Raw genomic sequence first — 12,009 nt, 5'->3', positions numbered from 1 at the left:
GGCTAGAAGCCCATTACTCCGAATACTTGAACTGCGGCATGTTCTTCAGCTCGTCCTTGCTGGCATTGAACACGGCGTGATCCGGATACCATTTCGACGCGGACGACGTCGTGGTCGCAGCGGGCTTGTCGGTGCCGGTGGCGGCGCCGGTGGTCGTCGTCGTCGCGGGCCTGGCGCCCGGGTTCGTGCCGGTGCCGGTATAGGCCACGGCCTCGTTGACGAACTTCAGCTTCTCGTAGGGCACGGCGACCAGATGCTCGCCGAGGCCGAGGAAGCCGCCGACGCCGATCACGGCGATCTTGATGTCGCCGTTCTTGTCCATCAGCAGGTCGTTGATGGTGCCGATGTTCTCGTTGGCTTCGTTATAGACCTTCAGGCCGTCCATCTTGGACGTACGCCACTGGCCGGAGGCCGTGGTCGTAGCCGTGGACGTCGTGGCGGAAGGCGCCGCCTTGTCGGTAGTGGCGGTCGGTGCTTGCGCGAACGCAACGGTCGTAAGCAGTGCGGTGCCGGCAAGACCGGCGACGATCGACTTCATCATGTTGTCCTCTCCTTCAACGAAACTCGTGCGGAGAAAACAGCGCTGACCACGTGCAGTTCCGTGCACGCCGCAATTTCGTCGCGTTGAGCGCGCGCACGCGCGGCTGTTCCTGCGTCACTCAGGAACATATTGCGACGCACGGTTCCCCGCCGACGATCGTGCGCCCTGGGTGAAGCACGATCGTGGCGAGGAGCCGCGCCGACCCGCGTCGCTCGGGGGTCAGCTCTTGTCGTCGATCAGAGGATCTTGCAGGGTTTCGCCGCTGACCACGTCACGGTACGGTTAACGGCCTTAACGAGAGCTTGCCGCTGTGCGACGTCGCGATTGCGGCCTGTTGCGGCAAGCCGGGGCAGAAACAATCCGAAACAAAAATCCTCGCCATTTGGCCCGAATCTTGGACAAACAAGGCGCATGGCCATTCCCAATCCCAACATCCTCGTCGTCGAGGACGACCGCGAAACCCGCACGTTGATTGCGAAGTACCTGCGCAACAACGCCTGCAACGTCACCGCCGTGAGCGATGGCCGCGAGATGTCGCGCGCCATGGCCGATCACCGCGTCGACCTCATCATTCTCGACGTCATGCTGCCCGGCGAGGACGGCCTCAGCCTGTGCCGCAAGGTGCGCGCCGAGGGGCAGACGCCGATCATCATGCTGACCGCGCGCGGCGAGGACGTCGACCGCATCGTCGGCCTCGAGATGGGCGCGGACGATTATCTGCCGAAGCCCTTCAACCCGCGCGAGCTGCTCGCCCGCATCAACGCGGTGCTGCGCCGCCAGGCCGCGGCGCAAGCGGCAAGCTCGATCGAAGGCGCCTCCACGCTCACCTTCGAGGGCTGGCACATCGATCTGCGGCTGCGCGAATTGCGCAATCCGGAAGGTGCGCGCGTCGCGGTGACCAGCGCCGAATTCGATCTCTTGCGCACGTTCTGCGAGCGGCCGGGCCGCGTGCTGTCGCGCGACAGCCTGCTCGACCTCACGCAGGGGCGCAACACCGGCTCGTTCGAGCGCTCCATCGACGTGCTGGTCAGCCGCATCCGCCGCAAGATCGAGCCCAACCCGGCCGATCCCACCCTCATCAAGACGGTACGCTCCGGCGGCTATCTGTTCACGCCGCGAACGCAGGTCGCAAACCTTCAAGCGGCAAACCTTCAAGCGGGAGGCCTTCAGGCGGCAAGCCCTCAAGCCGCGAGCACTGAAGCGGTCGCCGCGCCCCTGAGCACTTGACGGGGACGCCGACGATGAAGCCGTTCGGGTTCTTTCACCTCAAGGGGATCGGCGGCCAGATCGCCGCGCTGGTGCTGGCTTCGACCGTCGCGCTCCATCTCGTCGTCACCACCGCCTTCCTGATCAGCCGGCCGGACAGCGCCGACGCGCCGCCGGACGGCGCGCATCAGCTGACCGATGCCGCGCTGCTGCTCGGCGCGGCCGAGGCCGGCGAGCGCCCGCGCCTCCTCGCCGATCTCGCGCGCGCCTTCCCCAAGCTCGGCATCGAAATGCTCGCCCCTGGCATCGCAACCGTCGAGGAGAGCGACAATCAGCCCCTGCGCGGGATGCGCCGCCATCTCGGGCGCGGCTACAAGGCGGTCCAGCTGGCCCCGCGCGACTCCCAATCCCGCATCGGCGTCGAGTTGCCCGACGGCACCATGATCGCCGGGCATGTCGACGGCGGGCCGCGGCCATGGTTCTGGGGCGCGCCCTGGCTGATGGCGCTGATGACCGCCTTCATCTGCGTTACCGTGCTCGGCCTGTGGGCGGCGCGCGCGCTGGCCGCTCCGCTGTCGTCCTTCGCCAAGGCCGCCGAGAATTTCAGCCTGGACGGCGGGGCCGAACCGCTGCCCGAGCGCGGTCCGGAAGAGATCCGCTCGGTGGCGCGCGCCTTCAACCGCATGCACGAGCGGATCGCGCGCCTGATGTCGGATCGCACCAGGATGCTGGCCGCGATCAGCCACGATCTGCGCACGCCGATCACGCGGCTGCGGCTGCGTGCCGAGTTCATCGAGGACGAGGGCCACCGCAAGCGCATGCTGATCGACCTCGACCAGATGCGCGCGATGCTGGAATCGGTGTTGTCGCTGTTGCGCGACGACCGCAAGGTCGAGGCCGCGACGCTGGTCGACATCGCGAGCACGCTCCAGCTCATCGCCGATCAGTTCGGCGACATGGGCCATGTCGTGCGCTACGACGGGCCCGCATCCGCGACCGCCGCCGCGCGGCCCGACGATCTGCATCGCGGCATCACCAACCTCGTCGAGAACGCGGTGCGCTTCGGCGCCGAGGTGACGATCCGCCTCGACGTCTCGGACAGCAGGTTGGTCATCGACGTCGAGGACGACGGTCCCGGCATTTCGGATGCGCGCAAGCAGGAGGTGCTGGAGCCGTTCGTCCGGGGCGATGATGCGCGCACCATGGACGAATCCACCGGCTTCGGGCTCGGCCTGTCGATCGCGCGTGCCATCGCGCTCGCCCATGGCGGCGAGCTGTCGCTGCACGACCGCGTCCCGCACGGCCTGATCGTGCGGATGCAATTGCCGCTCTGGCAGCAGCCCAGGCTCGCCGCCTAAAGCATGATCCGGAAAAGTGCGCAGCGGTTTTCCGAAACGATCATGCTTAAACAACAACCTAAAGCGCGATGACGATTCATCCTAATCGCATCGCGCTTTAGGCGCTTGCTTCACCTCTTCCCAGCGGGGAGAGGTGAAGACGACCGTGCTACATGGCGGAACGTCCTACGCCGCGAGCGGCGGGTGCTCGACGGCCGCCTCGTCGTAGACCGCCACCGCCTCGAAGCGATAATTGCAGACGTGGCAGGTCCAGAGATAGGAGACGCGGCCTTCGCCCGGCTCGATCCAGTCGGGTCGCGGGATCGGCGTGCCGCACTGGGCACAGGGATTTTGCCTGGGGGTGTCGCTGAGGATTGCTTTCGTCATGGCACCTCTCCCGTTTTTGCAGCGTCTTCTTATTCGCTTTCGCGCGCCCGCGCGAATAGACAGGCTTGCTGCCGCGAGCGGGCATCCGCCTGAGGGAACCCTTAACCCGCCATTGCGTCGTCACAGTGGCCCTGCGCCGCAAAATCGCCATTGGCGGCGTTTGGTCACATCATCGCCGCGTTCGGAGGGCCTAACGGCGGCGGGTCACACCAAGGGCCTCAGGAATATCTGATGAAAATTTTACACATTGCCGCGCTGCTCGCGGCCGGACTGACATTGCCGCAGGCCGCGTTCGCCGGTGAGGCCGAATATGCCGAGATGGTCGCGGCCCACGCCCGCGCCAACGGCGTGCCGGAAGCGCTGGTGCACCGCGTGATCATGCGCGAGAGCCGCTATCAGCCTCACCTCGTCGGCCGCGGCGGCACCATCGGCCTGATGCAGATCAAGCTCGCGACCGCCCGCGGCGTCGGCTACACCGGCGACGCCGCCGGCCTGCGCGATCCCAACACCAACCTCACCTATGCCGTGAAATACCTCGCCGGCGCCTATCGCGCCGCCAATGGCGACCACGCCCGCGCCGTGCGCTATTTCGCCGGCGGCTATTACTACGCCGCCAAGCGCCAGCGGCAGGAAGCCGTGCAGGTCGCAAACATCGGCGAGACCAATATGGGCCAGCCGTGGCTCGAGCCGAACGGCAATCCGCAGCCGATGTTCGGCAACGTGCCGCACCGAAAGCTGGCTCAGCGCGTCCGCAACGCGCGGGCGCAGGCCTCGAAGTAATCACCGTCATTCCGGGGCGACGCGTCAGCGTCGAACCCGGAACCTCGAGATTCCGGGTTCGGCTCTTCGAGCCGCCCCGGAATGACATCCTTGCAACACGCGTTGACCGCCCCGCCCCGCTGTCCTACATTAGCACCGTTCCGAGGGGTGCTCCGAGGAGGAGCTGAGATACCGCTAAATGGGCAATCCTGCCCAGGACCGCGGTGACCCTTTGAACCTGATCCGGGTCATGCCGGCGAAGGGACAGGGATGTTGCAGAAGACCAAGCGACCGGATTCCCCGGTATCCATCATCGGCGCAGGCATCGCGGGAGCTTGGCAGGCCCTGCTGTTCGCACAGGCCGGTCATGCCGTGACCTTGCACGAGCGCGGTGACGAGGCGATGACGGACGCCACCAGCCATTGGGCCGGCGGCATGCTCGCGCCCTATTGCGAGGCGGAAATCGCCGAGCCCATCATCAGCCGCCTGGGGCTGCGCTCCCTCGACATCTGGCGGCGCGAGCTGCCCGACACGCCGTTCAACGGCTCGCTCGTCGTCGCCCATCCGCGCGAGCGCAACGACTTCGAGCGCTTTGCCCGCATGACCGAGGACCACCGCCGGCTCGACGCCGCCGGCCTCGCCGAGCTCGAGCCGTCGCTGGAAGGCCGCTTCCGCGACGCGCTGTTCTTCCCGGCCGAGGGCCATGTCGAGCCGCGCCGCGTGCTGCCGCAGCTGCACGAGCGCATCCGCGCCGCCGGCGGCACCATCAAGTTCGAAAGCGACGTGACCGCGAATGATCTCGCCAAGGACCCTGACGGCATCGTGATCGACTGCCGCGGCCTCGGTGCCCGCGACGAGCAGAGCGAGCTTCGCGGCGTCAAGGGCGAGATGATCCTGATCGAGACGGCCGAGGTGCAGCTTGCGCGCCCGGTGCGGCTGATGCATCCGCGCTGGCCGCTCTACGTGATCCCGCGCGAGAACAATCTGTTCATGCTGGGCGCGACCTCGATCGAGGCCGAGGACACCGGCGTCAGCGTCCGCTCCGCGCTGGAGCTTCTGGGCGCAGCCTACACCGTGCACCCGGCGTTCGGCGAAGCCCGCATCGTCGAGTTCGGCTCGGGGCTTCGTCCCGCCTACCCCGACAATCTGCCGCGCATCGGCATTCGCGGCAGGACAATCTCCGTCAACGGCCTCTACCGCCACGGCTTCCTGATCGCGCCCGCGCTCGCCGAGCTGACGCTCGCCTATGTCGAGCGCGGCCAGATCGACAACGAGGTGATGCAATGCGGGTGATCGTATCATGCGCTTGATCGTCAACGGCGAGCAGCGCGAGGTGAACGCGGCCAGCGTCGATGCGCTGCTCTCCGAGCTCGACTACGAGGGCACCCATTTCGCGATCGCGCTCAACTACGACGTCGTGCCGAAGAGCCGCTGGGCCGAGACGAGCTTGAAAGCCGGCGACGAGATCGAGATCATCACGCCGCGGCAGGGAGGGTGAGCGGGATGGTGCACTCATCACAAACTCCGCTGTCATCGCCCGGCTTGACCGGGCGATCCAGTACGCCGCGACTTCACGTTTCTAGCCGCACGGCCGCGGCGTACTGGATCCCCGCGTTCGCGGGGATGACAGCTGCATTTGCGGAGACACCTTCAACATGGTGACCTTCTACGGCAAGACCTTCGCCTCGCGCCTTTTGATCGGCAGCGCGCTCTATCCCTCGCCGGCGATCATGCAGGACGCGATCCGCGCCTCCGGCGCCAACATCGTCACGGTGTCGCTGCGGCGCGAATCCGCGGGCGGCAAGACCGGGGATGCGTTCTGGAAGCTGATCCGCGAGCTCGACGTGACAGTGCTGCCGAACACCGCGGGATGCCGCACCGTGCGCGAGGCGGTGACCACCGCCAAGCTCGCGCGCGAGCTGTTCGGCACCAATTGGATCAAGCTCGAAGTCATCGCCGACAACGACACGCTGCAGCCCGACGTGGTCGGCCTGGTCGAAGCCGCCAACATCCTGATCAAGGACGGTTTTGAAGTGTTCCCCTATTGCACCGAGGATCTCTCGGTCGCCAACCGCCTGGTCGATGCCGGCTGCAGGGTGGTGATGCCGTGGGCAGCTCCGATCGGCAGCGCGAAGGGCATCACCAATCGCGATGCGCTGAAGCTGATGCGCGACCGGCTGCCCGACATCACGCTGGTGGTCGACGCCGGCCTGGGCGCGCCCAGCCACGCGGCGCAGGCGCTGGAGCTCGGCTTTGATGCCGTTCTGCTCAACACCGCCATCGCCAAGGCCGCCGATCCTGTCGCCATGGCCAACGCCTTCCGCCTCGGCTGTGATGCCGGCCGCACCGCTTATGAAGCCGGGCTGATGAACGCCCGCGACTTCGCCTCCCCCTCCACCCCCGTCGTTGGGACCCCGTTCTGGCATGCCGTATCCTGATCGATTTTATCCCGTCGTCGACAGCCTGGCGTGGGTCGAGCGCCTGACCAAGCTCGGCGTCGGCACCATCCAGCTGCGCGCCAAGGAGCTTGACGACGGCCAGGCCTTGCAGATGGTCACCGACGCGCTGGCGATCACCGAAGGCACGCAAGCCAAGCTGGTCGTGAACGATTACTGGCGCGCCGCGATCGTCGCCGGCGCAAAATATCTGCATCTCGGCCAGGAGGATCTCGCCGAGGCCGACCTCAAGTCGATCCGCGAAGCCGGCCTGTCACTTGGCATCTCCACCCATGACGATGCCGAGCTTGAAACCGCGCTCAAGGCCAAGCCCGATTACGTCGCGCTCGGCCCGATCTTCTTCACCACCTTGAAATCGATGCGCTTCGAGCCGCAGGGCATTCCGAAGATCACCGAATGGAAGCAGCGCATCGGCGATATCCCGCTGGTCGCCATCGGCGGCATCAAGTTCGAGCACGCCGCGGAGATCTTTGCCGCCGGCGCGGATTCGATCGCGGTGGTCAGCGACGTCACGCAGAACCCCGACCCGGACGCCCGCGTGCGGCAATGGCTCGGCCTGGCTGCGGAGGCGGCGTGATGGATGTCCCACTCTTTCCAAATACTCCGCCGTCATCGCCCGGCTTGACCGGGCGATCCAGTACGCCGCGGCTTCTCGGCAATACGGGACGGCCTCTGGAATACTGGATCCCCGCCTTCGCGGGGATGACGGAGAGCCTTCCACCCGGCGTCATTCCGGGGCACGCGAAGCGTGAACCCGGAATCTCGCTCAACAACCTCGAGGTTCCGGATCGGACCGCCATGCGGTCCGTCCGGAACGACGCCCATTAAACCGGAGGATCCAATGAACATCCGCTCCAATCCCGAAAAAACCGTCCCCGCCGTCACCACCGGCCCCCTTCCCTCCTCGCGCAAGATCTTCGCGAGCCCCGACGCCGCGCCCGATTTGCGCGTGCCCCTGCGCGAGATCATCCTCTCCGAAGGCGCCGGCGAGCCGAACCTGCCGGTCTACGACACCTCGGGCCCCTACACCGACCCGTCCGTGACCATCGACGTCAACGCCGGTCTTGCGCGCAATCGCAAGCAATGGGTGCTGGAGCGCGGCGGCGTCGAGGAATATGAGGGCCGTCAGGTCAAGCCGGAGGACAATGGCAGCGTCTCCACCGACAAGGCCGCGCGCGCCTTCTCGGCCTATCACAAGCCGCTGCGCGGCCTCGACGGCCACAAGATCACCCAGCTCGAATTCGCCCGCGCCGGCATCGTCACCAAGGAGATGATCTACGTCGCCGCGCGCGAGAACCTCGGCCGCAAGCAGCAGCTCGAGCGCGCGGAAGCGGCCCTCGCCGACGGCGAGAGCTTCGGCGCGTCCGTGCCCGCCTTCATCACGCCGGAGTTCGTGCGCGACGAGATCGCGCGCGGCCGCGCCATCATCCCCTGCAACATCAACCACAGCGAGCTCGAGCCGATGATCATCGGCCGCAACTTCCTGACCAAGATCAACGCCAATATCGGCAACTCCGCGGTGACCTCGTCGGTCGAGGAGGAAGTCGAGAAGATGGTGTGGGCGATCCGCTGGGGCGCCGACACCGTGATGGACCTCTCGACGGGGCGCAACATCCACACCACCCGCGAATGGATCCTGCGCAACTCGCCGGTGCCAATCGGCACCGTGCCGATCTACCAGGCGCTGGAGAAGTGCAACGGCGATCCGGTCAAGCTGACTTGGGAGCTCTACAAGGACACCCTGATCGAGCAGTGCGAGCAGGGCGTCGACTATTTCACCATCCACGCCGGCGTGCGCCTGCAATACATCCACCTCACCGCGAGCCGCGTCACCGGCATCGTCTCGCGCGGCGGCTCGATCATGGCGAAGTGGTGCCTGGCGCATCACAAGGAGAGCTTCCTCTATACCCATTTCGACGAGATCTGCGACCTCATGCGCAAGTATGACGTCTCGTTCTCGCTCGGCGACGGCCTGCGCCCGGGCTCGATTGCGGATGCCAACGACCGCGCGCAATTTGCCGAGCTCGAAACACTCGGCGAGCTGACAAAAATCGCGTGGGACAAGGGCTGCCAGGTCATGATCGAAGGCCCCGGCCACGTGCCGATGCACAAGATCAAGATCAACATGGACAAGCAGCTCAAGGAATGCGGCGAGGCGCCGTTCTACACGCTCGGACCGCTGACCACCGACATCGCGCCGGGCTATGACCACATCACCTCGGGCATCGGCGCTGCCATGATCGGCTGGTTCGGCTGCGCCATGCTCTGCTACGTCACGCCGAAGGAGCATCTCGGCCTGCCCGATCGCAACGACGTGAAAACGGGCGTCATCACCTACAAGATCGCCGCCCACGCCGCCGACCTCGCCAAGGGCCACCCCGCCGCGCAACTGCGCGACGACGCCCTCTCCCGCGCGCGGTTCGAATTCCGCTGGACCGACCAGTTCAACCTCGGCCTCGATCCCGATACCGCGAAGAGCTTCCACGACGAGACCCTGCCGAAGGAAGCCCACAAGGTCGCCCATTTCTGCTCGATGTGCGGCCCGAAATTCTGCTCGATGAAGATCACCCAGGACGTGCGGGATTATGCGGCGACGCTGAACGATCCGAACTCGGTGGGGATGTCGATGCAGGGCACGGCCGAGGACGGCATGGCCAAGATGAGCGCGAAGTTCAAGGAGATGGGCAGCAGCGTTTATCTGGATGCTGAGAAGGTGAAGGAGAGTAATCGGGTGTTGTGAGGGGGCGCAATGCTTCGCAAAGAGATGAAGCACGGATTCTCAGAAAAGGAATGGGAATTGGCCAAGCAAGAGGCTCGCTCGATCATGATCGAGCGAGCAAAGCTGCGGGGAATGATCGCTTACTCGGACCTTGTGAGGCAGATTCAAAGCATCAATCTCGAACCGCACGACCCCCGTCTTTTCCATCTCTTGGGTGAGATATCATCCGAAGAGGATGCAGAGGGTCGAGGAATGCTAACCGTTGTTGTCGTCCACAAGCTCGGCGACATGCAACCCGGACCAGGTTTTTTCGAACTAGCAAAATTACTCGGGAGAGATACTACGAACGTCGAGAAGTGCTGGGTGGCAGAACTCCATCGGGTCCATGCGGCATGGTCGCTGCCGAAGAAATGACACCCCAAGCCGGACGAAAACTTGCAAGCGATCAAAGAGCGACTTGCACCGTTCGGTGTGAGAAACGGCGACATTGAGATCACATACGTAGATGCGTGCACACCCCCAATCTGGGAATCGAGTAGCGTAGCCCGGATGAGCGCAGCGACATCCGGGGTTCTTTCTCGTCCCGCATATCGCTTCGCTCATGCGGGCTACGCTGCGAATGACTGACGTGCCAGCTCACCGCCTCCCCGACCAACTCCGCCCCAACCTCCGCCTCGTCTTCGTCGGCACCGCCGCCTCGACGCGCTCGGCGGAGCTCGGGCACTACTACGCCCATCCCGGCAACCGCTTCTGGCGCGCGATCCATGAGGCCGGGATCACGCCGCGGCGCTATCAGCCAAGCGAGTTCGCTAGCCTGATCGAACTCGGGATCGGCTTCACCGATCTCTGCAAGACCGGCGCGGGGATGGATCACCAGATCGCGGCGGAGACGATCGACGTGCCGGGCTTCAAGGCGAAGATGGAAGCATATCGGCCGCGGACGATTGCGTTCACGAGCAAGAAGGCGGCGAGCTTGTTTTACGGCCGGCCGTCAGCTGCGATTACGCTGGGGCGGCAGGCGCGCGATGAAAGCCTGCCGGAGATCTTCGTGCTGCCATCGCCGTCAGGTGCAGCCTCGGGGAGCTGGACGATCGAGCCGTGGCGCGAGCTGGCGGCGTGGATGCTGCGTAGGGTGGATTAGCCGCAGGCGTAATCCACCGCCTCCGGCACCGCGGACGCCGATTGGTGCGTTACGCCTTTCGCTGATCCGTCGCGCGCGACTGCACTCGTGAACGGCCAACTCACCCTACGCGTTGTCGCGCGATCAAGGTACCTTGATCTGCTTCTTCGATGTGGCGCCGATCACCTCAATGCCGACGGTGCCGCGCAGATGGGAAATGTCCAAGCTGACGTGATAAGGGGCTTGAGCCGGCAGTCCTATGCCGCTTTGACATCCAATGACCTCGATTCCCCAATATTCGGGTTTCCGGATATAGATCAGCGGCACCAACTCGACCTTCATTGTCAGCCATGGCTTCACACCGCTGACGACCAGGAAGAACGTATTGGACACGATGCCGGGGACCACTTCGGCGTTGTCAAAAGAAATGAGCCTGCAAGTGCTCGATTGAGGTAGCGCTTCCAGCTCCTTGAGATCACTCTCTTTCATGAAAAGCTCCTGCTGAAATTGATGACCGTGAATGTCATCGGTACACAGGCTAGTACAATCTTTGATTGTATACAAGAAGCAGCGCTCTCGCCCGTAGATGGGTCAGCGAGCGTAACCCACTGGCTATCTCCGCCGACATGCGGCGAGGTTTATTCACGCTTCAAGCCTTTATGCGCAGAAAGAGCTGGCTGTGAACGGCTCGCCCGGCCAACCGAAGAAATAAGATGTCGGGATGGATGATGGTCGTTCGTCCTACGAATGCAACGCGCGATCATCCGGAGTCTCCCAATGCCTACCATCACCGCCTTCGAAAACTCCCCCGACCGCGGCCGCGGGCAGGCCCGCGACATGCGCGTGCGCTGGGCGTTCGAGGAGGTCGGCCAGCCCTACGACGTTCGCCTCCTCTCCTTCGCCGCGCTGAAGCAGCCGGCGCATCTGGCGCTGCATCCGTTCGGGCAGATCCCGACCTATGAGGATGGTGATCTCGCCTTGTTCGAGTCCGGCGCGATCGTGTTGCACATCGCCGAACGCCACGACGGCCTGCTGCCGCAAGACGCCAATGCGCGCGTCCGCGCGATCGCGTGGATGTTCGCCGCGCTGAGCACGGTGGAGCCGCCGATCGTCGAGCTCACCATGGCGATGCTGTTCGAGCGCGACAAGAGCTGGTACGCGGAGCGCTTGCCCATGCTGCAGGATCGTGTCCGTGTCAGGCTAGGTGAACTGTCCCGCCGTCTCGGCGACGCCGACTGGCTCGACGGCGCCTTCAGCGCCGGCGACCTCATGATGGTGACGGTGCTGCGGCGGCTGAACAATTCGGGCTTGCTGGACGAGTATCCCAAGATCGCCGCCTATGTCGCGCGCGGCGAGGCGCGACCGGCGTTCCGGCGGGCGTTCGATGCGCAATTGGCGGTGTTCGTCGCGGCGTCGCGTTCGTAGCCCGGATGAGCGCATGCGATATCCGGGACTGAGAGTTGACCCGCATGTCGCTGTCGCTC

14 protein-coding genes and 1 riboswitch are annotated in these 12,009 nt (G+C 65.0%); of the genes, 11 read left to right on the top strand and 3 right to left on the bottom strand.

Annotated features, from left to right (window positions below; all coding sequences use genetic code 11):
- Positions 1-13: 13 nt before the first annotated feature.
- Positions 14-541, bottom strand: a complete 528-nt coding sequence (locus AC066S_RS22160; protein WP_126255229.1) for a PRC-barrel domain-containing protein — start codon at positions 539-541, stop codon at positions 14-16.
- A gap of 411 nt (positions 542-952) precedes the next feature.
- On the opposite strand from AC066S_RS22160, the gene AC066S_RS22155 reads away from it, so the two are divergent.
- Positions 953-1,768: a response regulator gene (locus AC066S_RS22155; protein ID WP_135168616.1), complete on the top strand. Its 816-nt coding sequence runs from the start codon at positions 953-955 to the stop codon at positions 1,766-1,768.
- A gap of 14 nt (positions 1,769-1,782) precedes the next feature.
- Entirely contained in the window at positions 1,783-3,105 is a 1,323-nt protein-coding gene (locus tag AC066S_RS22150; protein WP_478270610.1) for an ATP-binding protein, read from the top strand.
- A gap of 165 nt (positions 3,106-3,270) precedes the next feature.
- Here the strand turns inward: AC066S_RS22150 and AC066S_RS22145 are convergent, their stop codons facing one another.
- Complete coding sequence (locus AC066S_RS22145; protein ID WP_135162824.1) at positions 3,271-3,471, bottom strand: hypothetical protein; 201 nt, start codon at positions 3,469-3,471, stop codon at positions 3,271-3,273.
- Positions 3,472-3,702: 231 nt separating this feature from the next.
- On the opposite strand from AC066S_RS22145, the gene AC066S_RS22140 reads away from it, so the two are divergent.
- The 8 genes from AC066S_RS22140 (at position 3,703) to AC066S_RS22105 (ending at position 10,546) form a co-directional block, all read left to right on the top strand.
- On the top strand, positions 3,703-4,251 hold the full coding sequence (locus tag AC066S_RS22140; RefSeq protein ID WP_478270609.1) for a transglycosylase SLT domain-containing protein: 549 nt from the start codon (positions 3,703-3,705) through the stop codon (positions 4,249-4,251).
- 133 nt (positions 4,252-4,384) lie between these two features.
- Positions 4,385-4,513: riboswitch (TPP riboswitch) on the top strand.
- Positions 4,501-5,523 carry an FAD-dependent oxidoreductase gene (locus AC066S_RS22135; RefSeq protein ID WP_126255224.1) on the top strand — a complete coding sequence of 341 codons (1,023 nt, stop codon included), beginning with the start codon at positions 4,501-4,503 and terminating at the stop codon, positions 5,521-5,523. Its footprint overlaps the riboswitch before it by 13 nt.
- A 7-nt stretch (positions 5,524-5,530) precedes the next feature.
- Positions 5,531-5,728 (top strand): sulfur carrier protein ThiS, encoded by a 198-nt coding sequence (thiS, locus tag AC066S_RS22130; RefSeq protein ID WP_126255223.1) that lies wholly within the window; start codon positions 5,531-5,533, stop codon positions 5,726-5,728.
- 157 nt (positions 5,729-5,885) lie between these two features.
- A complete protein-coding gene (locus AC066S_RS22125; RefSeq protein ID WP_126255222.1) occupies positions 5,886-6,668 on the top strand; it encodes a thiazole synthase in 783 nt (260 codons plus the stop codon).
- Complete coding sequence (locus AC066S_RS22120) at positions 6,655-7,263, top strand: thiamine phosphate synthase (protein WP_478270608.1); 609 nt, start codon at positions 6,655-6,657, stop codon at positions 7,261-7,263. The genes AC066S_RS22125 and AC066S_RS22120 overlap by 14 nt, the downstream gene beginning before the upstream one ends.
- 264 nt (positions 7,264-7,527) lie before the next feature.
- Positions 7,528-9,426, top strand: coding sequence for a phosphomethylpyrimidine synthase ThiC (gene thiC / locus AC066S_RS22115; RefSeq protein ID WP_478270607.1), 1,899 nt, complete (start codon positions 7,528-7,530; stop codon positions 9,424-9,426).
- A 9-nt stretch (positions 9,427-9,435) separates the two neighbouring features.
- Entirely contained in the window at positions 9,436-9,819 is a 384-nt protein-coding gene (locus tag AC066S_RS22110) for a hypothetical protein (RefSeq protein ID WP_478270606.1), read from the top strand.
- Positions 9,820-10,024: 205 nt separating this feature from the next.
- Positions 10,025-10,546: a mismatch-specific DNA-glycosylase gene (locus tag AC066S_RS22105; RefSeq protein WP_478270605.1), complete on the top strand. Its 522-nt coding sequence runs from the start codon at positions 10,025-10,027 to the stop codon at positions 10,544-10,546.
- A gap of 123 nt (positions 10,547-10,669) precedes the next feature.
- On the opposite strand, the gene AC066S_RS22100 is transcribed toward AC066S_RS22105, so the two are convergent.
- On the bottom strand, positions 10,670-11,014 hold the full coding sequence (locus AC066S_RS22100) for a hypothetical protein (protein WP_478270604.1): 345 nt from the start codon (positions 11,012-11,014) through the stop codon (positions 10,670-10,672).
- Positions 11,015-11,302: 288 nt separating this feature from the next.
- On the opposite strand from AC066S_RS22100, the gene AC066S_RS22095 reads away from it, so the two are divergent.
- A complete protein-coding gene (locus AC066S_RS22095; protein WP_478270603.1) occupies positions 11,303-11,950 on the top strand; it encodes a glutathione S-transferase family protein in 648 nt (215 codons plus the stop codon).
- Positions 11,951-12,009 lie beyond the last annotated feature (59 nt).

The sequence above is a fragment of the Bradyrhizobium sp. CFUWI genome (genome assembly GCF_056429085.1).
This window is presented reverse-complemented; position numbering and strand designations above follow the sequence as displayed.